General features: G+C 45.3%; 21 protein-coding genes. 11 read left to right on the forward strand and 10 right to left on the reverse strand.

The annotated features are described in order from the left end of the window. Positions 1–170: 170 nt before the first annotated feature. Genes O9295_RS18570 through O9295_RS18580 form a run of 3 tightly spaced genes read left to right on the forward strand, consistent with a single transcriptional unit; the run spans position 171 to position 814 of the window. The gene (locus tag O9295_RS18570) at positions 171–419 is read left to right on the forward strand and encodes a type II toxin-antitoxin system HicB family antitoxin (protein ID WP_002736552.1); all 249 of its coding nucleotides are present in this window, start codon (positions 171–173) and stop codon (positions 417–419) included. A gap of 2 nt (positions 420–421) precedes the next feature. Next, the gene (locus O9295_RS18575) at positions 422–637 is read left to right on the forward strand and encodes a type II toxin-antitoxin system HicA family toxin (protein ID WP_002738249.1); all 216 of its coding nucleotides are present in this window, start codon (positions 422–424) and stop codon (positions 635–637) included. Between the two features lie 6 nt (positions 638–643). After that, complete coding sequence (locus O9295_RS18580) at positions 644–814, forward strand: hypothetical protein (RefSeq protein WP_190359085.1); 171 nt, start codon at positions 644–646, stop codon at positions 812–814. A 42-nt stretch (positions 815–856) separates the two neighbouring features. Here the strand turns inward: O9295_RS18580 and O9295_RS18585 are convergent, their stop codons facing one another. From O9295_RS18585 to nifJ, 3 genes are all read right to left on the reverse strand, one after another. Then, positions 857–2,065 carry an ATP-dependent 6-phosphofructokinase gene (locus O9295_RS18585; RefSeq protein WP_288034411.1) on the reverse strand — a complete coding sequence of 403 codons (1,209 nt, stop codon included), beginning with the start codon at positions 2,063–2,065 and terminating at the stop codon, positions 857–859. Positions 2,066–2,370: 305 nt separating this feature from the next. Next, positions 2,371–3,396 (reverse strand): dihydroorotate dehydrogenase-like protein, encoded by a 1,026-nt coding sequence (locus O9295_RS18590; RefSeq protein ID WP_002775854.1) that lies wholly within the window; start codon positions 3,394–3,396, stop codon positions 2,371–2,373. 2 nt (positions 3,397–3,398) lie between these two features. Beyond that, a complete protein-coding gene (gene nifJ / locus O9295_RS18595; protein WP_288034413.1) occupies positions 3,399–6,953 on the reverse strand; it encodes a pyruvate:ferredoxin (flavodoxin) oxidoreductase in 3,555 nt (1,184 codons plus the stop codon). A gap of 683 nt (positions 6,954–7,636) precedes the next feature. Between nifJ and lexA the strand changes: the two genes are divergently transcribed. After that, positions 7,637–8,251, forward strand: coding sequence for a transcriptional repressor LexA (lexA, locus tag O9295_RS18600; RefSeq protein ID WP_002758280.1), 615 nt, complete (start codon positions 7,637–7,639; stop codon positions 8,249–8,251). Further along, complete coding sequence (locus O9295_RS18605; protein WP_288034414.1) at positions 8,229–8,366, forward strand: hypothetical protein; 138 nt, start codon at positions 8,229–8,231, stop codon at positions 8,364–8,366. Before lexA ends, O9295_RS18605 begins: the two co-directional genes overlap by 23 nt. A 389-nt stretch (positions 8,367–8,755) precedes the next feature. Here the strand turns inward: O9295_RS18605 and psaK are convergent, their stop codons facing one another. Further along, positions 8,756–9,022 carry a photosystem I reaction center subunit PsaK gene (psaK, locus tag O9295_RS18610; RefSeq protein WP_287969806.1) on the reverse strand — a complete coding sequence of 89 codons (267 nt, stop codon included), beginning with the start codon at positions 9,020–9,022 and terminating at the stop codon, positions 8,756–8,758. A 120-nt stretch (positions 9,023–9,142) separates the two neighbouring features. Between psaK and O9295_RS18615 the strand changes: the two genes are divergently transcribed. Beyond that, on the forward strand, positions 9,143–9,781 hold the full coding sequence (locus O9295_RS18615) for a phosphoribosylanthranilate isomerase (protein ID WP_288034416.1): 639 nt from the start codon (positions 9,143–9,145) through the stop codon (positions 9,779–9,781). Between the two features lie 202 nt (positions 9,782–9,983). Here the strand turns inward: O9295_RS18615 and folE are convergent, their stop codons facing one another. The 3 genes from folE to O9295_RS18630 all read right to left on the reverse strand — a co-directional run bounded on the left by folE (position 9,984) and on the right by O9295_RS18630 (position 12,708). Beyond that, on the reverse strand, positions 9,984–10,682 hold the full coding sequence (gene folE, locus O9295_RS18620; protein WP_002738197.1) for a GTP cyclohydrolase I FolE: 699 nt from the start codon (positions 10,680–10,682) through the stop codon (positions 9,984–9,986). A gap of 49 nt (positions 10,683–10,731) precedes the next feature. Then, complete coding sequence (locus tag O9295_RS18625) at positions 10,732–11,460, reverse strand: SDR family oxidoreductase (RefSeq protein WP_288034417.1); 729 nt, start codon at positions 11,458–11,460, stop codon at positions 10,732–10,734. A gap of 342 nt (positions 11,461–11,802) precedes the next feature. After that, complete coding sequence (locus O9295_RS18630; protein ID WP_288034420.1) at positions 11,803–12,708, reverse strand: hypothetical protein; 906 nt, start codon at positions 12,706–12,708, stop codon at positions 11,803–11,805. Between the two features lie 48 nt (positions 12,709–12,756). On the opposite strand from O9295_RS18630, the gene O9295_RS18635 reads away from it, so the two are divergent. Together O9295_RS18635 and O9295_RS18640 are read left to right on the forward strand one after the other, a co-directional pair. Continuing rightward, on the forward strand, positions 12,757–13,164 hold the full coding sequence (locus O9295_RS18635) for a hypothetical protein (protein WP_147069516.1): 408 nt from the start codon (positions 12,757–12,759) through the stop codon (positions 13,162–13,164). Between the two features lie 77 nt (positions 13,165–13,241). Next, on the forward strand, positions 13,242–13,601 hold the full coding sequence (locus tag O9295_RS18640) for a hypothetical protein (protein WP_287169323.1): 360 nt from the start codon (positions 13,242–13,244) through the stop codon (positions 13,599–13,601). On the opposite strand, the gene nblS is transcribed toward O9295_RS18640, so the two are convergent. The 3 genes from nblS to O9295_RS18655 form a co-directional block, all read right to left on the reverse strand. Further along, on the reverse strand, positions 13,582–15,579 hold the full coding sequence (nblS, locus tag O9295_RS18645; RefSeq protein WP_288034422.1) for a two-component system sensor histidine kinase NblS: 1,998 nt from the start codon (positions 15,577–15,579) through the stop codon (positions 13,582–13,584). The genes O9295_RS18640 and nblS overlap by 20 nt on opposite strands. A 114-nt stretch (positions 15,580–15,693) precedes the next feature. Continuing rightward, complete coding sequence (locus O9295_RS18650) at positions 15,694–16,041, reverse strand: DUF4359 domain-containing protein (RefSeq protein WP_288034425.1); 348 nt, start codon at positions 16,039–16,041, stop codon at positions 15,694–15,696. Positions 16,042–16,116: 75 nt separating this feature from the next. Beyond that, positions 16,117–16,296: a replication restart DNA helicase PriA gene (locus O9295_RS18655; RefSeq protein ID WP_288034428.1), complete on the reverse strand. Its 180-nt coding sequence runs from the start codon at positions 16,294–16,296 to the stop codon at positions 16,117–16,119. 285 nt (positions 16,297–16,581) lie between these two features. Here O9295_RS18655 and O9295_RS18660 point away from each other — a divergent pair, with 285 nt between their 5' ends. From O9295_RS18660 to O9295_RS18670, 3 genes are all read left to right on the forward strand, one after another. Further along, a complete protein-coding gene (locus O9295_RS18660) occupies positions 16,582–17,715 on the forward strand; it encodes a glycosyltransferase (protein ID WP_288034431.1) in 1,134 nt (377 codons plus the stop codon). Between the two features lie 300 nt (positions 17,716–18,015). Then, a complete protein-coding gene (locus O9295_RS18665) occupies positions 18,016–19,215 on the forward strand; it encodes a hypothetical protein (RefSeq protein WP_288034433.1) in 1,200 nt (399 codons plus the stop codon). A 6-nt stretch (positions 19,216–19,221) separates the two neighbouring features. After that, positions 19,222–22,524 carry an efflux RND transporter permease subunit gene (locus tag O9295_RS18670; RefSeq protein WP_288034435.1) on the forward strand — a complete coding sequence of 1,101 codons (3,303 nt, stop codon included), beginning with the start codon at positions 19,222–19,224 and terminating at the stop codon, positions 22,522–22,524. Positions 22,525–22,815: the final 291 nt, after the last annotated feature.

Here is a 22,815-nt window from a genome sequence, read left to right on the forward strand (position 1 = left end):
TTGCGGGGATCGGGGGAAAATTCAGGTACTTTTTCCCTGAAAATTAGGTAGTTGACCACCTCAAAACTGGTAAAACCCCACACCCCACACCCCACACCCCACACCCTGCCACCACCGAAAAGCTTTTTCAGCAAACCCTAGTTACATATTATGGAGATTTAGAGAAGAAAATGATCTTACTCAATTATTGTGAAAAAGCTTTACAAAAAGCACAATACAAAAGGCTAAATGACGGTACTTGGTTTGCTGAAATAGAAGGCTTTCAAGGCGTTTGGGGAAATGGATTGACCGTTGAAGAATGCCGTCAAGACTTACTAGAAGTTCTAGAAGAATGGATCATTTTAAAATTACAAGATGGCGACCCTTTACCTATCATAGATGGATTAGAAATTAAAGTTACAACAGTTGCAGAAGTTTAGTTATGCCATCAGCAATTTCTCGAAGAAAATTAATCAGAAAATTGAAAGCTTTAGGTTACACAGGGCCTTTTTCTGGTAGTAAACATCAATTTATGAAAAAGGGTCAACATAAAATTCGCATCCCTAACCCTCATGGAAATCAAGAAATCTCTACAGATTTAGTTAAGGAAATTCTCAAACAAGCGGGTATTAGTGATGAAGAATGGGACAACAGTTAAACAGTATTGGTTATATATTTAGGATTTGATCTTTATGATTCTTTTCATATCGCTTCCGCCGAATATGCTAGAATAGACGTATTGTTAACCACCGATGACAGATTACTGAGAAAAGCCATAAAATACAGTAAATTATTGCAAGTAAAATTAGCAGAATTAAATATCTTAACCAATTAAAAAAGCGAGAAAGTATTAGCAACCCTTCTCGCTTTATTATAACTAAACCAACGCCTCCACAGCTTGCGGAACTACTGCTGTCTCAGTCGTGGGATTTTCCCCTAGGTAAATTCCCAAAGAACGGGCTGTTTTCACGATAAAACCCTCAGGATCCACGGGATAGGCACAGCGATGCTCTTGATGACATTGTTTGATAATTTTGATCACTGGTTTCAGGGGCAAACTACGCACTTGTCCCCCGCGCCAAATCACCACGCGATCGAGTTTTCCCTGTTCGATTAATTCTACGGCCTTAATGCCGAAAGCCGTGGCTAACAGTCGATCCATGGCCAAAGGAGGACGACTTCTTTGCAGGTGTCCCAAAGACATGGCCCGCACATCCATGGAATTGAGATAACAGAAGACGGGATCGGTAACGCACAAAGAGCGAGTTTTGTCAAATATTAATTTTTCTAAATAATCGGCAATATACTTCTCTTTTTGGTTATCTTCGTTTTTAACCCCCTCAGAAATCACAATAAGAGCGAATTTACGACCTTGAGCGCGTAATTCTGCCAAATGACGACAACAACCGTCGATAATTTCGGGAGTGAGAGCCGGGGTTAATTCGGGAATAAAAATCGCATCGGCACCCCCAGCAATTCCGGCATGAAGGGCTAGATGACCGGCATCTCTACCCATCACCTGCACAATCATCACCCTTTCGTGACTAGCGGCGGTAAAGGTGAGATCATACAAAGCTTGGGTGACGATATCGACGGCAGTGGTAAAACCGACTGCCCATTCCGTATAGGGAACGTCATTATCGATGGTTTTGGGAACCGCGATAATATTCCAGTTGCCTTTCTGGGCGAGATCGTAGATGATATCGATGCTCCCATCGCCTCCAACGACGATCAGGGCATCTAATCCCAGCATTTCGTATCCTTGCAGGATTTTCGTGGCAATTTCTGGGTTTTCGGGATGTCCTTTGCTCAAAGAACCCAAAACACTACCACTAAGAAACTGCAAAACGTCTAATCCTTTCAAGACCCCGGGTAGGTTATAGCCATGCTGAGTCAGGATCAAATCTTCGGGGTGATATTTTCCCTCGGCAATCTGCATAAAACCGTCGGTCCCGTAGGGAATGCCGTACACATCCCAACCCTTTAGTTTTGATGATTTCACCACGGCACGAATTACCGCATTTAACCCCGGGCAATCGCCACCACTGGTCAGAATGCCGATTTTTTTCTTTTGATTCTCGTTCATAGTTATATCCTCCTGGATTTTTTTGTCAGTTATCAGTTATTAGTGATCAGATGTAAGTTTTCAGTTTTCAGTTAAGTAGCTGGTTATAATTAAATTAAAAATGGATTTTAGGTTCGATCCCCCCTTAATCCCCCCTTGATAAGGGGGGTGTCTGATGCCCCCTGCCCCCCTTGATAAGGGGGGTGTCTGATAATTTTTAACGCCTACCTACTTAAGTTTTCAGGTCACTGATTACTGATTACTGTTTACTGGACGGCTACGCCGTGCCTTTGGCAACACTGAAAAAAGCTCCCCACTTCCCACTTTTATTTGCTGGTGGTTTGAAAACGTTTCCAAACAGGTTCGTAACTTTGCAGAGCTTTCATGTACTGTACCCGTTCAAAAGCAGTGGGATCCGGGCAATTCATTTGACTCATACTGCCAATTAACTGCTCGATCGATTCGTACTCATTTTCTTCCAACCAATGCAATAAACCCTGTTCGATCTTGGTAATTTCCTCCAAACCGTGGCGTAATAAAACACTAACTAACATGGTCGCTTTTGCCCCCACCATCATCATTTTGATCACGTCGATGGCGTTATGAATACCACTGGTAGCGGCAAAATCCGTCGGTACACGACCGTAAAGCATGGCAATCCAGCGCAGGGGTAAACGCATTGCTTGGGGATTACTGAGGATAATATTAGGGTGAACATCTAAGGTGTCTAAGTCGATATCCGGCTGATAGAAACGGTTAAATAATACCAACCCATCGGCCCCCGCTTCCGCTAATTGTTTAGCCATATTGGCCGTATTGCTAAAGTAGGGACTTAACTTCATCGAGACGGGAATCGATACCTCCGATTTGACAATTTTGAGGATATCAACATAGTTTTGTTCGACGTGATTTCCGGTTAATTCTAGGTCGTTGGGAACATAATAAACATTCAACTCCAAAGCATCAGCGCCCGCTTGTTGAATTTGAATGGCATACTCCAACCATCCCCCAGAGGTCTCACCGTTGAGACTGGCAATAATGGGAATATCGACCATTTCTTTGGCTTTGCGAATATGGTTGAGATATTCGTCGGAACCAACGTGAAAAACCTCCGGTTCGGGAAAATAAGTCAAAGCTTCCGCAAAACTCTCGGCTCCGTGGGTAAAATGATGGTGTAGAGCCAGTCTTTCGTGTTTAATCTGCTCCTCGAAAAAGGAGTGTAAAACCACGGCAGCAGCCCCAAAGTCTTCCATTCTCTTGATATTGTCGATATCCTCGCTCAAGGGTGCGGCCGCACCGATGACTAGCGGCGATCGCAATTGCAAACCCATGTAGGTAGTGTGTAGATTCATAACTATTCCTTGCTCCCTGTACCTTTTGCTGCTAAATACTGATACATTTGCCAGCGCGTATCCACATCTGCTTGTGCTTCTTTGAGCAGACGTTTAGCTTCCTCCGGCTTACTGGTGGCCAACATCTTAAAGCGATTCTCCGAGTAGAGAGTTTGCGCTACGGTAAGCTTAGGCGCACGGCTGTCCAATTGCAGGGGATTTTTGCCTTCTTTAGCTAAATCGGGATGATAACGGTACATTAACCAGCGACCGCTTTCCACCACTTCTTTTTGATGGTTCATGGCGGTGGTCATGTTGATCCCGTGAGCAATACAGTGAGAATAGGCGATAATTAACGATGGCCCGTTGTAAGCTTCCGCTTCCAGGAAAGCTTTGATCGTTTGCTCGTTTTTTGCCCCCATAGCCACGCTGGCCACATAGACGTTACCGTAGGTCATGGCCATTAAACCGAGGTCTTTTTTCGGTCCTGGTTTGCCACCAGAAGCAAATTTAGCTACGGCGGCGCGAGGAGTAGCTTTCGAGGCTTGGCCGCCCGTATTCGAGTAAACTTCCGTATCCATGACCAAAATATTCACATTGCGACCACTGGCTAAAACGTGATCTAAGCCACCGTAACCGATGTCGTAGGCCCAACCGTCACCCCCGACAATCCAGACGCTTTTCTTGACCAGATAATCGGCCACGGATAACAACATTTTCACCTGCGTGGTCGGGGTTAATTGCCCTAAACGGGATTTTAAGGCCTCTACCCGTTGCCGTTGTTCGTAAATTTCCGCTTCATCCACTTGGTGACAATTGAGAATATCTGCCGCTAGACTTTCTCCGATTTCACTAGCGAGGGTTCCTAAGAGTTCTGCGGCAAATTCTGCCTGTTTATCGATGGAAACTCGGAATCCTAAGCCAAATTCGGCATTATCTTCAAAGAGGGAATTCGACCAGGCCGGCCCGCGACCTTCGGCGTTAACTGCCCAGGGCGTTGTCGGTAAATTACCTCCGTAGATAGATGAACAACCGGTGGCATTAGCCACTATCATGCGATCGCCAAATAGCTGACTGACTAATTTAACGTAGGGAGTCTCACCACAACCGGCACAAGCGCCGGAAAACTCAAAGAGAGGTTCCTGCATTTGCTGATGGTTAATTTTGTTGAGATTTAGGCTTAATCGGTCTGGATTAGGCAAATTAAGGAAGAAATCCCAGTTAACTCGTTCCTGTTCTCGCAGGGGCAATTGGGGAGCCATATTAATCGCTCTTAGACGCGGTTGCGATTTGTTTTTAGCGGGGCAAACATCAACGCAAAGACCGCAACCGGTACAATCTTCGGCGGCCACTTGGATGGTGAATTTTAGCCCTTTCCAGTCGTGATCCTTGGCATTCGCGACTTTAAAGGTTTCTGGGGCCGTGGCTAATTCGGCCTCATCATAAACTTTCGAGCGAATAACGGCGTGGGGACAAACGAGAACGCATTTACCGCACTGAACACAGACATCCGCATCCCAAACGGGGATTTCTTGGGCAATATTGCGTTTTTCCCATTGGCTAGTGGCGGTGGGGTAAGTACCATCGTTGGGAAGGGAGCTAACGGGCAATTCATCCCCGTGACGGGCGATAATTTTGCCGAGGACTTCTCGGACGAAAGCGGGTGCAGTGTCGGGAATTGGTGGTCTTAATTCAAAAGCTTCAGGGGTGACAGTGGCGGGAATTGGGACTTGATAGAGGTGTTCTAGGGCAGAATCCACAGCTTTGATGTTCATCTGCACGATTTCTTCGCCTTTCTTGCCGTAGGTCTTGCGGATGGCTTTTTTAATTTGTGCGATCGCATCTTCCCGAGACAAAACCCCCGCTAGGGCAAAGAAACACACCTGCATCACGGTATTAATCCGGCTGCCCATCCCCGCTTCTTTGGCCACTTGAGTGGCATTAATTGTATAAAATTGCAGATTTTTGTCGATGATAGTTTGCTGGAGATGGCGGGGTAGGTGACTAAATACCTCCTCTGGTGGATAGGGACTATTGAGGAGAAAAATTGAGTTCGATTTAGCGGTTTCTAGCAGATCAAATTGTTCGACAAATTCCCACTGATGACAGGCGATAAAGTTAGCATCGGTGATTAAATAGGTAGAGCGAATCGGCTCCGGACCAAAGCGTAGGTGAGAAACGGTGACGGAGCCAGATTTTTTGGAATCATAGACGAAATAACCCTGGGCATAATTATCAGTATCTTCACCGATAATTTTAATTGAATTTTTGTTAGCTCCCACCGTACCATCGGAACCTAAACCGTAGAAAACTGCCCGCACTACTTTGTCTGGTTCGGTGGAAAAACTGCGGTCATATTCCAGACTGGAAAAGGTAAGATCGTCAACGATACCAATAGTGAAGTGATTTTTCGGTTTGTCGAGACTTAAGTTATCAAATATGCCAGCAATCATGGCTGGAGTAAATTCTTTGGAAGATAAACCGTAGCGTCCTCCCACAATTTTCGGCAGCTTGCCTTCGTAGTTTTCCATAAAGGCATTTACCACGTCTAAATATAGCGGATCGCCCCCAGCACCGGGTTCTTTACAGCGATCTAAAACGGCTATTTTTTTCACCGTGGTGGGCAGAGCTGCCAGTAATTTTTCGGCGGCAAAGGGACGATAGAGACGAACTTTTAAAACCCCAACTTTAGCCCCATTTTGATTGAGATAATCGACGGTTTCATGGACGGTTTCCCCTCCCGATCCCATTAACATAATCACTCTTTCGGCATCGGGCGCACCGTGGTATTCATAGAGATGGTATTGCCGTCCTGTTAATTGGGCAAAACGATCCATAATTTTTTGAGTGATATCGGGACAAGCATAATAGAAAGGATTGACGCTTTCCCTTGCCTGGAAATAAACATCGGGATTTTGTGCCGTGCCTCGTAACACCGGTCGATCGGGAGTTAAAGCCCTTTGACGATGGGCAATAATTAGGTCTTCATCGATCAGTTCTTTGAGAGTTTCATCGCTAATTAATTCGACTTTTTGCACCTCATGACTGGTACGAAAACCATCAAAAAAGTGCAGAAAAGGAATCCTGGTTTCTAGGGTGGTAGCCGTGGCAATAGCCGCCAGATCTTGAGCTTCTTGAACGGAATTAGCCGCTAACATAGCCCAACCCGTACTTCTGGCAGACATGACATCACTATGATCCCCAAAAATTGACAATCCTTGGGCTGCTAAAGCACGGGCCGCCACATGAACCACTGAAGAGGTTAATTCCCCCGCAATTTTGTAGAAGTTGGGGAGCATTAATAATAATCCCTGCGAGGAAGTGAAAGTGGTAGTTAAAGAGCCTGTTTGTAGCGCTCCGTGCAGGGTTCCCGCTGCCCCACCTTCGCTCTGCATTTCGATTACGGAAGGGATGGTTCCCCAGAGATTAGCTCTGCGTTCGGCCGCCCAACTATCGGACCATTCACCCATAGGCGAGGAGGGAGTGATAGGATAAATAGCGATTACTTCACTGAGACGATAGGCAACGCGTGCAACAGCTTCGTTACCGTCTATGGTTGCATAGGTTTTTTTGGTCATGTGTTCCCCTTAGTTTTTACGATATTTGTCGGGATTTTAAGTTTTTTTACGGCTCAATTTCGCACTAAATATCCTCTCGTTTCCCTGACAACCGAAGGATTTTCTTTGAGCGTCGCTTTTGACTCCCTATCTACTATTGGACGCTTACGGCAGACAGGCTTAAGTAGAGCGATTTTTCTGTCTCCACCTCGATCATTATCCAGATTCTTGGCTTTCTAGCAATTCGTTATTTTTTCTTAATACGCTGCTGAGTTTGCCAGCAACCGACCCTGGGGTTAATTAATATTGAGAATTGAGATAAAAATTAATGATACTTTTTAAAAAAAAGTGCTAGGTCAGAAGATAAGCTGTTGACTATCTAAATTACTCGTTAAGACTGTCTATGAGCAGGGAGAAGGAATTATGAATTATTAATTAGGGTTTGCGGCAAAAAGTTTTTCGGTGGTGGCAGGGTGTGGGGTGTAGGGTGTAGGGTGTGGGGTGTCGGAAGAATAAATAGAAATAATCTCCTGTCTCGGAGTCTCCTGTCTCGGAGTCTCCTAACCAAGCACGACAATTTTTGATTTTCGCAAGAGTTCTAATAACCAGTTGATTTAGTCAGCCGATGAAGTTAAGATGTACTAGGTTAAACACAAATGAACTAAAGTACAAATTATCTTAACCCAAGCATAGGAAAATAGATCATGACTAACCTCGAATCCCTTACTCAAGCGCAACAGGAGTTGTACGACTGGCTAATTGAGTACATTCGCACTACTCAACACGCCCCTTCCATCCGGCAAATGATGCGAGCGATGAATTTACGCTCTCCCGCACCGATTCAAAGCCGTTTAGAACGTTTACGCGCCAAAGGCTATATTGATTGGACAGAAGGAAAAGCACGCACCCTGCGGATTCTCAAACAACCAGTGCAAGGTTTACCGGTTCTAGGTGCGATCGCTGCTGGTGGTTTAGTGGAACCCTTCACCGATGTGGAAGAAAAACTCGATCTTTCTAACCTGTTGCAACGCAGTCAAGACTGTTATGCTCTGCGGGTTTCCGGAGACAGTATGATCGAGGATCATATTGCCGATGGGGATCTGGTGATTATGCGTTCTCTGACGGGTAATGAAGCGGTCTCCAATGGGGAAATCGTCGCCGCTAGAGTCGAAGGCCACGGCACTACTTTAAAACGTTTCTACCAAGAAGGAGAAATCATCACTCTCCAACCCTCTAATCAAAAATATCAACCAATTACAGCCAATACCGAACAAGTACAAGTGCAAGGGGTTTTGGTTGGCGTTTGGCGCGGTTATTAGCCAAAACTGGGGCGCACTTAAGCGCCCCGATAATTTGACTTTTGTTCTGCTGGCTTTTTTTCAGTTTGTCATCGAGTCGATCGCTCCGGGAAAAGAATCGGGTTGGCAGACATAGGATAATATTATTTATGAGATTAACTTTAGAGGCAATATTTACGATTAATTAAGCGATTAGCAACGTTCGCATTTATCAATTATTTTCGATACTGCTTTCCGCAGCCATCTAACTTTCATGAGTTAATTTAGCCAATACTGCTTCTTCTTCGTCAGCAAAGTCTCCAACTTCGACTGGGGCCACTGCTTTCTTAATTTTCTCGCCAGCAGCCAGAATAATCACCCGCTCTGGACGATTACTAGACTTCTGACATAATTAACTTTTGAGAGTTCAAAAATGGGAAAAATAGGGATGAAGTTGCCTAAAATCTCTTTATGCTTAGTTCTCCTGACTACCAGATCCTTGCTCCTCTCTCTGAGGTTTACTGGTCACTGATTACTGATCCCTGATTAGAGAATACCCGCGTTAGAAAGACCGAGAACCAGTCCCGCACCGAGAATATGGCCAAAACTCATGGTAGCCAATAATTCCGGCAGACCGAAGCTTTTTTTCGAGGCTAACTGCGGCAAGGGTAAAGCAGGGCCTGCTCCGGTATTTTGGATAGCAAAATAACCGATAACGAACGCTACTAGGTTAGCTAACGTCATGGTAATCCCGACGGATAAATTCCAGGGAATGGTTTGAGCAGTGGCTAAAAGTAAGGTGGAAGAGATCATTTGCGCTCCAGTCTTGATAAGATTTTGTTAATCACAGGGCATTATAAAAAGCTCTTGACCCGAAACTGCTTTTTGTTTGAATACTTAACAGTTTTTGTAACGTTTTGTGAATAAGATTAAATGCGAATTAAAATTTGCGGCATTACCCAACCGGACCAAGGACGAGCGATCGCTACTTGCGGAGCTACGGCCTTAGGTTTTATCCTCGTACCTAGTTCGCCTCGTTACGTCAAAATCGAGCAAATTAACGCCATTATCGCCGCAATACCCGACAAAATTGATTTTATCGGGGTTTTTGCCGACGAGCAACCGGAAATTATTCAGCAAATAATTATTAAAAACCCCTTGACAAGTGTGCAGTTACATGGTAAAGAATCTCCCGAATATTGCCAAAGGTTGCGGCAATTATTACCCGACCGGGAAATTATCAAAGCTTTACGGATTAAAGACAGAGAAAGTTGGGAAAAGTCGGCAATTTACTTCAATAGCGTCGATACTTTACTGTTAGATGCCTACCATCCCCAATTGCTCGGCGGTACGGGACATACCTTAGACTGGCAAGCCTTAGCCAGTTTTTCGCCCCCCTTGCCCTGGTTTCTGGCCGGAGGACTCAACCCCGATAATATTAGTGAAGCTTTAACTCGGCTGCACCCCCAGGGTATTGATGTGTCTAGCGGCGTTGAGCGATCGCCAGGTGATAAAGACCTCAAAAAAGTCGCCCTCTTGCTAGAGCGACTGCAAAAATTCAGGGATCAGTGATCAGTTAGAAGGTTTTGGGTTTTAGGGTGTTGGGGTTTTAGGGTTTTAGGGTTTTAGGGTTTTAGGGTGTTGGGGTGTTGGGGTGGTCACTGCGTGCGCGTTGCGGGGGGTTTTGGGGTTTTAGTTGAATTTCCCCATTTCCCCATTTCCCCATTTCCCCATTTCCCCATTTCCCCATTTCCCCATTTCCCCATTTCCGGGACTAGAAGAAATTGGGTTTATGACGGATCAGGTTAAGATACTCCTCGCGGGTTTTTTGCTCGTCTTGGAAGACTCCTAACATGGCGCTGGTGACAGTCCAGGATCCCGGTTTCTGCACCCCGCGCATTACCATGCACATATGAGTTGCTTCCATGACGACTGCAACCCCTTGGGGGTCGAGAATTTCTTGAATCGCTTCGGCAATCTGACGGGTGAGGCGCTCTTGGACCTGTAAACGACGGGAATACATTTCCACAATGCGGGCCAATTTACTTAATCCGACCACCTTTTGGTTAGGAATATAGGCAACGTGGGCCCGCCCCATGAAGGGTAACATATGATGTTCACAGAGACTAAAAAAGTCAATATCGCGCACTAATACCATCTCATTATGACCTTCATCGAAGATCGCACCATTAACGAGGGTTTCTAGGGATTGTTGATAGCCTTGGGTGAGAAACTGCATCGCTTCGGCCACCCGTTTGGGGGTTTTTAATAAACCTTCTCTTTCGGGATCTTCCCCCACCGAGATCAGGATATTTCTGACCGCATCCATCATCTGTTCTTTGTTTTCGTCGGAAGTTGGATGAATTTGAGCGGTTTTGCCATTGTGGGTGTTGCGATCGGGGCGAGTGGTCACGCGTGCTTGAATAGCGTCGGTTAAATTACCGTTTAAACCGTTAGAAGAAGCTATGGTCATAATGAAGAGGCCTGTAGGCGAATTGATTGATAAATAGAAGTATTTCGGGTTATAATGCCCCCGCACTGGGCATAATGGTCATCGTTTCCACTACGGCCTGTTTGGGCAGTAACACCGCTTGCAGAATGGCCTGAGCGATGATATCCGGGGTTAACATGGCCGAGCGATCGAAATCTGCTTTGACGCTATCGCTGTCCCAGATGGGAGTATTGACAGCCCCGGGGGTGATAATCGTGACGCGAATGGCGTTAGCCCGCTCCTCGATCGCTAAAATGCGAGAAAATGCCACTAATCCAGCTTTGCTGACACTATAGGCCCCCCAATCAGGGAAGAAATTATCGGCGGCGATCGAGGAAACGTTAATGATCGTGCCTCCCCCCTGTTGACGCATGGCAGGTAAAATTCCTTGCACACACTGATGAACACTGGTTAAATTGAGATCGATCACCCGCTGCCAGTCTGACAAAGGTGTGTCGGCCAAGGAGTTTGTGTAACCCATGCCAGCATTATTGATCAGGATATCGATCGGTCCGGATTCTTGGGCGATTTTAGCGATACTAGGAGCTACTTCCGGGATATCTGCCAAATCTAAGGGGTAAGCTTGGGCTGATACGCCTAAATCTGCCGCCATTCCCGCCACGGTTGCCAATCTTTGCTGATCGCGACCGATTAAAACCAGATTAATTCCCGCCTTGGCGAAAGCGAGGGCGGTTTCTTTGCCGATGCCGCTGCCGGCTCCGGTGATCAGCGCTCGCTGTTGACGAATAACAGAGTTCATGGTATAGTTTGAAATCTCTTAATTCTTGGTAGTTAGGGCAAAATTTTGGCGGTTAGGGGAACCCTAGAAAGGTTTAAGGGAGTTGGGTTAGATCGGAGCAATTTTTCTCGCACCAAAATTGCTGCGGCCCACCCGGGCGGGGGGAAGCATTGACTATCGGGTAGGTTCAAGATTAAGAATCGTTACAAAATTTTACCTAGCCAATTATAGCACTGTTAAGTCAGGGATCACTAATTTTTGTGTATATTTAGCTATCTAACCAGCGAGGGGAAAAAGCGGACTGGTGGGCGAGAATTCTTGAGGCTGTCTTTGTCCGAAACTCCCTCCCCCCCGCGCTGAAAACTACTCACCAGAGGAGATGGCAGCGGTGGGTTGAGTGCGATTGACAATCACCACTCGATCGCCGACAACGGGACTTCTAGCGAGGAGAATTCCCTCGTTATCCCTCATTTCCAAGCGGCGAAAATCGAGACTTTGGCAACGTTGAAAAACCGAATTAGCCAATTTATCCTGTTGTGATGCCTCGAGGCTATACCAATTATCGCCCAAAATAACTACTAGACGACTAGCCAAAAAATCCGCTTCTACGGTAGAAATAATCCCGGCGGGATAACGAGTAGTTAAATCGGTAATTTCCGCTTGAATGGCTGCGACTAAACTTTGTTCGGGAGTTAATCGCGGTTTTGCTTTGGTAATCGGGACGGGAATCGGTGCCTCTGGTGCGATTAATTCTGGGGGAGTTTCGATAATTTCCCCGGCTGCCGGGGAAGGACTAGAGACAACTTCAGGCATATTTTCGGCAATTTCCGCCGGATTTTTCGGTAAACTGACCACAGCTACTAATAGGATAGTGACTAAACTTCCTGTTAACAAGCCGGTAATTAACCAATCGGGAATTTTTTCGCTAATTCCCCCCGGTAAAAGTCGGCGAATTTTGCTCAAAATCGTCGTCCACCACCCTTCCACCTGCTCGAAATCTGGTAAAATATCGTCGATTCCCTCCGCTGCTTCGATTGGAGAATCTGCGGTTAAACTTTGCTCAACTCCTGCGAATTCGTCTGGTTTTAAAGCAGCGGCTAACTGTTGCGTTGAGTTAAGAAGATTATCAACAGCAACTTTTGGGGGTAACACTGTCCCCGTTCCCGTGTTAAGTTGGGAAACGATCGAATTTAACTGCTCGATCGCCTCTTGTAGTCGGATCACTGTTTCTGCTTGGCTGAAATTCTCTCGCTCATTTGGTTGAGTCATAATTAATTCTTCTTAACCCGCTGCCATTCTTTTTCAAAATATCATTCTATGCGCCGTTTTCTCGGTTTTTTAACCAGTATTTTCCTTGTCTTCCTGACTGCTTGTGGTAGTGTCACTCCCCCGCAAGAATTTGCCCCCGACGGAGAAATCGTCGCCAAAGCCCTTTTATTACAATTTCGTCACACATCCGATCGCCTTAGTCAATCTTTACAGATCGATGATCCGCAGGTAAAAATTGCTAAAATTAATGTCACCAGTCTGGAACCGCTTTATGTGGGCAATTTACCCGCTTATCACTTGCAGGGAGATTACGATCTAACTCTACAATTGCCCCATCAAAAAGATACCAAACAACACAACAATTTTGATCTTTATTTACAAAGACAGATCGAGGGGAAAACTTGGCGTTTACTGGAAGAAGTTGCCTCCCAATGGCGCAGCTATTTAGTGAAATAACCGGAAAAAGCCAGGGGATTTTGCTATAGTCTATGATCATCAGCAACGACAATCCTCAAAGGTAAAATTTAGCGATTATGATTACCTGTCCTCGTTGTCAGCACAAGGTCGATAGTCAAGCCTTGCAATGTCCCTACTGTTCTAATATTTTAAAGGCCTATGGTCATCCCGGCATGACCCTGCATCAAGCTGTCACCGGCGAGTTTTTATGTGAAACCTGTCTTTATCATGGCGATGATAGCTGTAATTTTCCCCAACGTCCCTACGCTACCAGTTGCACTTTATACAAAAATAGTCAAATAATAGCCGAAAAAATTCCTCCTCTCCCGCTGCCTAGGGTTTTAAAAAATTGGTGTCTCAGAAATAAGGGATTATTGCTATTATTAACCCTGATTTTGGGCAGTATTGCCCTAGCTTTTATAAACTCACGTCGTTAATTTTCTTGCTGGCGAGCAAGCCTTGATATAGCTCTAGATCGAACCAGAAAGTTGTGCCAATTCCCACTTCACTAATCAAATTAATTTGACTATAGTGCTTTTCAATAATATTTTTGACGATCGATAATCCTAATCCCGTCCCTTCTAGGGTATGAACGCGATTTTCTACCCGATAGAAGCGATCGAATATGGCACTTTGATCCTCGGCATCGATGCCAATACCAGTATCGGATACTTCCACGCGAATTTTGGGAGTTTCTTGGGGATTATCTCTGCTTATTTTATAGGCACGAATCACCACTTTACCGCCAGCAGGAGTAAATTTTAGGGAGTTACCGACTAGATTAGTTAATACCTGTAAAAGTAGATCATAATGACCTAAAATTGGTAGTAAATTGGCTTCAATTTCCGAGCTTAATTCTAGTCCTTTATCCCTAGCATTGAGTTGATAGGTCCTTAGGGTTTGTTCGATTAATTGTCCGATATCGATCGCATCTAAGTTATAGTTACGGGAGGATTCTAACCGAGAAAGATCGAGAACATCATTAACCAAACGAGTTAAGCGATCGGTTTCATGATTAGCGGTTTCTAAAAACTCTCTTTTTTCTGTATCGCTGAGATCCTCACCAAATTCTGTCAGGGTTTCAATAAAAGATTTGATGTTAAATAAAGGGGTTCTTAACTCATGGGAAACATTGCTGATAAATTGACTTTTTGCCTCATTTAATTCTGTTTCTCTAGTGATATCCTGTAGCGTCATGGCAATTCCCCGGACATTCTCCCGATGCTGATCGAATACCTGAGTTAACAAAAGGCGAATTGTCCGGGTTTTCGGGTTAGTTAAAGATAATCTAAATTCTGCTGGGGAATAGTTATTATTTTCCTGATCAATAACAGCATTTTTAGGATGATGATTTTGATTAGCCGATTCTTCTGGCTGGAGGGTTTCTCCTGCCGCAATTTGATAGAGAGGTTTAGTTAGTCTAACCGTTAACTCCGAAGGAAAAAGATGTAGAACATTTTGACCGATAATTTCCCGATCTTCCCAGCCAAATATTTCCCGAGCTGCGGGATTAATTAATAATAATTGAAAATTAGTATCTAAGAGAATCGCCCCATCAGCAATAGTGGACATTAACGTATCTAATTTGGCTTTTTCGGCGGTCATTTCTTCGATATTTTGTTCTTCGTATCGTTCTAACTTTTCCGCCATTTCATTAAAACTGAGAATTAATTCCCCTAACTCTCCTCCCAAGGGTAAATCAACGCGCTGCTTAAAATTTCCTGCTGCAATATTTTTGACGCCGACTAATAACTCCTTGATCGGTTTGGTGATAGTTAAAGCATTAAAAACCGCCCCCAGAATCACCATGGCCCAAATCGAGACAAAAACGGCAATAGTCACATCACGGGTTAAATTAGAAGAAGCGACCACAATAGCGTTAGGATTGATCCCGATCGCTAATACTCCCAAATATTTGCCCTCATGATTTAAGGGAACAAAGACATCGGTTACTTCACCGTCGGGGGTTTTGTGCTGACGGATGAGGGGAGTTTCCCCATTCTCGCCATAATTTTCCGGTAATTGAATGCGACGCTCAATCGTCAGGGAGTTCTTAACTTCGGCGGTAGAATAGGGAATGCCGAAAAATATTTGACCCTCCTCGTTAGCGTAGATCAAATAACGCACACTGGAGGTACTACTATAAAAACGGGCTGAAAAACGGGCTAAATCGGTTAAATTGTCCTCAGCAATCAGAGGGGAGACATTAGCGGCTAATAACAGCCCTAAATCCCGGCCAAAACGGGTATCATTGAGACGGACATCCTGCTGGATCGTGTGAACCGCCCAAAAGGTTAAACCACTCATCAACAAAGAAACGGCTAAAGTAGCCGCGGCCATTAATTTAGTTTGGAGGGTGAATTCGGACCACCAACGGGCGATCGCTTCTCGGAGAATGAGCAGAAAATTAAACACGGTTAGGCAGGATTAATCGGTGTTCTTGAGGAGTCTATCGCTCAAATCGCGGGTTAACACGATCATCTTAACTCATTATTAAGCTGGTAGCGGTTAAGCTGGCAGTAATCTCACCTAAGTCTCCGAGAAAGTCAAGAAATGCCCAAAAGCGCCAAGAGTTCTAATTTTAGCTACCCCCGGTACCTCTGTGGTGTAAATACTGAACACACCTAAATTTTGCCGTTGACTAGAGGTTTCGATCGCTGGTTTTAAGATTTGATTTTTGATCACATTTCTGGCTGCCACTGGCAAAGAATCGATCGAGCCACAGAGACTGATTTTCTCGCAAGCGATTTTGTCGGCATGAGCGAGGAGCTTTTCCGAGGCGTATTCGCTGTAAAGTTCTTGGGGTGGATTGGTAAATCCCATAATCCCCGCTATCACCCCCAAGGCGATCGCTCCCTTGAAGAAATTACCCCCCATAGCTACTTAGCTCCTTGATTTTGTCTTCTCCACTCTATTTTGACAAGACATTTTCGATCTGGCTAGGGAGCGGTGTTAACTTCTTAAACCAATACCGGGTGCATAGCACTCTAGTACATTTCCCGTAAGACTGCAGCTAATTAACAGATAATCACAGTGAGAACAGGCGGTGCTAACGAGATGGTGTTCTAAAATATGCTGTCTTTCGGCAAAATTTCCACAATTAGGACAGCGCACTTGTTGCCGGGTGATCATAGCAAACCTCATTAATTAGTTATCTTCTGTATATCAAGCTAGTTTTTCTTGATCCCAATCGGTTTAAGTCTATTTTTTCCTTGATCCCCATTATGGAGTCGATCATCTGATCTTGCTAGTAATTTTTACTAAACTTTGCAATTTTTCTGGAAAATTTTAATAATTTCTTTCTGGTGTTTTTTACCTTGATCGGATAGGTATCGGTAATTTTGGGGAAGAGAAAACCAGAAAGTGAACTATTGATCCCTTACTGCTATAATTACGGCTGAGATTATTGATTATCCTATGAAGTACGCTCTGGTTCACGAGTGGTTAACCCCAAAGGCGACGGGGGGATCGGAATTAGTGGTTAAGGAGATTTTACAATGTCTAGAGGCGGATTTATACGCTTTGATCGATTTTGAGTCCACTAATCCCGATAGTTATCTCTATGGTCGCTCGATCGGGACAACTTTTCTGCAAAATTTCCCGAAAGCGAGAAATGGCGTACAAAAATACTTACCTTTTCTTCCCCTAGCGATCGAGCAGTTAAATTTAGAGGATTATGATGTAATTTTATCCTCCTCCCATTGTGTGGCTAAAGGGGTGTTAATTCGACCGGATCAGGTGCACATTTGTTATTGTCACACTCCGATGCGTTATGCTTGGGATTTAACTTTTGACTATCTGGCTAATAGTAAGTTAGGACAAGGATTACCCGGTATTTTCACCCGTTATCTCTTGCATGGGTTGCGTCAGTGGGATGTGATTTCTGCTAATCGTGTGGACTATTTTCTGGCTAATTCCCACCACACCGCTAGACGAATTTGGCGCTGTTATCGACGGGAGGCAAAAGTTATTTATCCTCCCGTACAAATCGAGCGTTTTCCCTACCAAGAGAAAAAAGAAGATTTTTATTTAGTAGTCTCTCGTTTGGTTAGTTATAAAAAAGTCTCTTTAATTGTGGAAGCGTTTAATCAATTGGGATTACCCCTAGTGGTTATTGGAGATGGTCCACAAATGGCTTTAATTCGTCAGTTAGCTAAGGATAATATTCAGATTTTAGGTTCCGTGTCCGATCGAATAGTAGCAGAATATATGTCGAAAGCAAAAGCGTTTATTTATGCTGCTTGTGAGGATTTTGGTATTGCTTTAGTGGAAGCGCAAGCTTGTGGTACTCCCGTGATTGCATTTGCCGCCGGAGGTGCTTTAGAAACCGTGCGGGAGCTGCGGGAAAATTCTCCCCAGGGAACAGGATTACTTTTTGGGGAACAAAATCCCCAATCTTTGGTAGAAGCGGTCAAATATTTTGTCGATCACGGTGATAAAATTGATCCGGAAGATTGTCGGCAACAGGCTAATAGATTTACTCCAGAGGTTTTTAGAAATGCTTACAGTTTGTTTATAGAGGAACATTCAATCTCTAAAAATTATTGCTAACTTTAATTAGAGCAGTTATCTTAAGGGAGAGCTAGGAGGTTTTCGTTTTAGGGAGTCAGTCATTGGTAGTTGATAAAAAATTAGGTTATACAATATTTTGATGAGAAACGCTGTAAAAGAGGGCGAATGCAATTCGCCCCTACAATATTTTGATGAGAAACGTTGTATTTCCTCAATGGTGGGAGTGCATCACCTGCGCTCAAAATGTAATATTATGGATATTTCTCTAACGTGGAGATCTAGCCAACGCTGATAGCTTACCGTGGTGCTTGTGATGACAGAAAAGCGAGGATTATAGCCGTGCCTTGGAATCGAGTTAATCAATGGGTAGAAAGACGCTCTTTAGTGGCCTTAGAATCAGCTTATCAGAGAGCGCTGAAAATTAAAGCGATCGAAGATAAACATTTTGGGGGACAAAAAATTTCCCCGGCTGCCGTGGGAGGAAAAAGTGTTTATGATTACTTTCAAAGTACCCTAGAGCGAGAATTATTACAGATACGTTTCGATTTAACTCAAGTGCGTCTGGGTAATTTTATCAATCCGCAAACTAACCCAGAAAATAATAACATCCTAGAGACTTTAAAGGCGATCGAGGATATTATCGGTAAATATCGCCTAGACTTAGAGGAATTGCTGCCCCCATTACCGAATAATCAAACCCCAAATCTGCCTAATACCAATCTCACCAGTGATAAACCCAGGGATAAAGATAACCAGATAATTTCTCCTGCAACCGGTAATAAATTTTTTAACTTCCAGCAAGAATTAACCCCAGAATACGAACAAACCGTTATTAAACAACTCCGTACCCTGCGACAACAGCAACGTATTGCTATTCGTTTTATCCTGATTATTATTTTAGTTCCTCTCTTGGTGCAGGTTATTAGTAGAAACTTTATTTTTAGCCCTGTTTTAAACTATTTTGGTGTGGATAGAGCGAAAATATCAGAAGTTTATATTTCTCAGGAAATTGGCGAAAAATATCTCAGGGAATTTGCTAGACTTCAAGAAATTGAAGAAATCAAGCAGGTTTTAGGAGTAGTAAAAGCAGGGCATAAATCAGAAGAAAATTTTCGGGAACAGGTGGAGGAATTATTCAGAGAAGCGGGTTATGAAAGTCAAGATGGTTGGAAAAACTTACTCTCCGATATCACTGGATTAATAGCCTTTATTGCGATCTTAATTTTTGGTCGTCAACAATTGGCAATTACGCGAGCTTATGTTAGTCGTTATTTTCTCAGCTTAAATGATATAACCAAAGCCTTTATCTTTATTCTCTTTACCGATATATTTGTCGGGTTTCACTCGGCGGAGGGTTGGACGGTAATCTTAGAAACTTTGTTCCGGCACTTTGGTTGGCGCGAGAATATTACATTTATTAGCTTGTTTGTGGCCACGGTTCCCGTTATCCTAGATACCATCTTTAAACTATTAATATTTAATTATCTGACTCGTAAATCTCCCACCGCCGCAACTATCCTAGAAAAGATGAACCAGTAACGCCCTATGATCCTTAGTATTGCCGATACCTTCATTAAAAGACCCGTTCTGACCACAGTTTGCTCGATTTTAATCGTTTTGATCGGAGCGATCGCTGTTCCCTTTTTACCCCTAGAAAAACTGCCCCAGTTGGCATTTATTCAGGTAGCGGTAAATGCCAACTATTTGGGAACCGATGCCAAAACCGTACAGGATAACGTTACCACGGTACTCGATCGCCAGATTAACGGGACAGAACAGATTGTTTATATGCAGTCCCAGAGTACCAACACCGGACAAAGTACGGTGAATGTCTTTTTCCCGGTGGAAATGGATCGTAATATTGCCCAAGTCTTGGTACAAAACCGTGTCAGTACCGCGGCCGCTAGTTTACCGGAAGAAGTGAACCGGCAGGGGGTGACAACTAATACCCAATCCCCCAGCGTTACCCTTGCCTACGGGATTTCCGCCAAACCGGATGAAAAGGGCAATTATCCCTACGATACGGTCTTTTTAAGTAACTTTGTCGATCGGGTCATCGATGCCGAGATTCGCCGGATCGAGGGGGTTGGTAGTACAACAATCATCGGGGAGAGGGAATACGCCCTACGTTTTTGGCTTAATCCCGATGCCTTAGCCGCTAGGGGCGTATCGGCGGAACAAGTAGTACAGGCGATCCGAGAACAGAATATTCAGGTGGGTGCGGGGACAATTGGCGGTGATCCCAGTCCCGAAGAGCAGCAATTCCAGATCGCCATTCGCGCCGTTGGTAGGGTGGCCACCGGGGAGGAAGCGGAAAATATTGTCGTCAAAGTCGGGGAAAATGGCGATTTAATCCGAATTAAAGACGTAGGACGCGCAGAAATCGGAGCCGAAAGCTACAGTACCGCCGCCTATTTCGACAAATCCCCCGCCGTTGTCTATATCGTCTATCAGTTACCCGGTTCCAACGCTTGGAATACTGCCAAACTGGTGAAAGAAAAAATGGCGGAACTAGAACCGAGTTTCCCCCCGGGGTTAAATATCGCCATTACCCTCGATAATACCGCCTTTGTCGCCGCTTCCCTAGAAGAAGCCTTTGGCACTCTGGTTGAAGCGATTTTACTGGTTATTCTCGTCATTTTTATCTTCCTTCAGGATTGGCGCACCACGATCATTCCGGCGATCGCTATTCCCGTATCTTTGATCGGAACCATGGCCGTCGCCCTGGCTTTAGGCTATTCTCTCAATAACCTCTCCTTGTTTGCCGTCATTCTGGCCACCGGTTTAGTGGTGGACGACGGCATCGTGATCGTAGAAGCGGTATCGGAAAAATTACGGCAGGGAATGCGGCCATTTCAAGCTGCCCTCGATGCCATGGGCGAGTTAACCTCGGCGGTGATTGCTAGTTCTCTTGTACTGCTGGCAGTTTTTATTCCCGTCACCTTCTTCCCCGGTACGGTGGGGATCGTTTATCGACAATTTGCCGTCATCATCTCCGCTTCAATTATCATCTCCACCTTTAACGCCCTCAGTTTTTCCCCCACCATGTCGGCGATTATCATGAAAGCGCCCCAAGGCACCCGCGGACCCTTGGGACTGTTTTTCGAGGGCTTTAATCGGGGTTTCAACGCAGTTAAAGAAGGCTATCGACGCTCGATCGAATTTCTGATCCGCATCCGTTTTTTAGTGTTACCCTTCTTTATCGCCGCCCTCTTTCTCACAGCTTGGAGTTATAGCACCACTCCCCAGGGTTTTATCCCCGAAGAAGACCAAGGTTATGCCTTCGTTTTGGTGCAAGCACCCCCCGGGGTTTCCCTGCGCTACACCGACCAGGTTATCCGTCAGATTAACGAAGAAATTCTCGACGGTATCGAAGAAATCGAACACTTTGTCGGTATGGCGGGCTTTAGTTTTGCCGGAAGTGGCAGCAACCAAGGGCTATTTTTTGTCAAGTTAAAAGAATGGTCGGAACGGCCCGGGGAAGATAAGTCGGTTTTCGGGGTTCTGCGGAAAATTAACCAACAATTAGCCACTAAAGTCCCAGATGCTCGCGCTTTCGCCGTTAATGCGCCCCCCGTGGATGGATTAAGTTCTACCGGCGGTTTCGAGTTATTTATCCAAAACCGCGCTTCTTTCCCCATGGACGCTTTGATTGCCAACGCTAATAAAGTCATGGCCGAGGCCCGAACAAGACCGGAATTATCGGGAATTTTCACCCAATTTACCACCGACACGCCGATGCTGGAACTTTCCATCAATCGCAACCAGCTACAGGCGCAAAACGTCGATATGCAGGCCGTTTTCGGTACCCTGCAAACCTATCTCGGTTCCAACTTCGTCAATCAATTCGTCTTAGGCGATCGCTTGTATCGAGTCTTTGCCCAAGCAGAAGCGGATTATCGCTCTAATCCTGAAGATATTAACCGTCTTTACGTCCGTTCCCGTACCGGGGCCAATATTCCCCTATCGGGTTTGGTTAGCGTCAAACGCTTCACCTATCCACCGATTATCACTAACTTTAACCTCTATCCCTCGATTAACGTTCAGGGTAGTCCCGCCCCCGGTTTTAGTACGGGACAGGCGATCGCAGTGATGGAAGATGTTTGTCGGAAAGTCCTGCAGCCCGGTTTCGGTTACGCTTGGACGGGTACAGCTTTCCAAGAAAAAACTTCCGCCGGGGCTGCCCCAGTTATCTTCGGATTAGCCTTTATCGTGGTTTTCCTCGTCCTCGCGGCCCAGTACGAAAGCTACATTGACCCGATTATCATCATGATTACCGTTCCCCTAGCGATCCTAGGTGCCATGGGGGCCTTACTGTTGCGGGCGAATTTCCTACAAGTGGGTAGTCTGTTCCCGGCGGTGAATAATAATATCTATGCTCAGGTGGCTTTGGTCATGTTGATCGGTTTAGCGGCTAAAAATGCGATTTTAATCGTGGAATTCGCTAACCAGTCCCGTACTTTGGGTTTAAGTATTCCCGATGCGGCAGCCCGGGCCTCGACGGAACGCTTAAGACCGATTCTGATGACGGCTATTTCCGGTTTAGTCGGTTTCTTGCCCTTGGTTATCGCTTCCGGCGCCGGGGCGATGAGTCGTTGGTCCCTGGGAACTGCAATCTTAGGCGGTTATCTGATTTCCACTGTGTTGAGTTTATTTCTCGTCCCGGTGTTGTATGTGCTGATCAAACAGTTCGAGGCCCAATTCCTCTCCTCGAAACCCCCGAAAAGTGGCGGTTCTGGCGGCAAAAAAACCCCTTCTCTCGATGGGGGAAGAAATACATCAGAAACCCCCATAGAAGAAGGGGCCATTTCCTCTTTGAAAATCTCTCCTCAGTCCCCGAATGACTAGGGTGTTAGGAGTCAGGAGCCGGTCGTCGGTCGTCAGGAGCCGGTCGTCGGTCGTCAGGAGCCGGTCGTCGGTCGTCAGGAGATTATTTTTATTTATTCTTCCCACACCCTACACCCCACCCCCCCACTTCCCCACACCCTACACCCTACACCCCACCCCCCCACTTCCCCACACCCTACACCCCACCCCCCCACTTCCCCACACCCTACACCCTACACCCCACCCCCCCACTTCCCCACACCCCACACCCCACTTCCCCATCACCCCACTTCCCCACCCCCCCACTTCCCC

The organism is Microcystis sp. LE18-22.4A, assembly GCF_027531105.1.
Classification (GTDB): domain Bacteria; phylum Cyanobacteriota; class Cyanobacteriia; order Cyanobacteriales; family Microcystaceae; genus Microcystis; species Microcystis aeruginosa.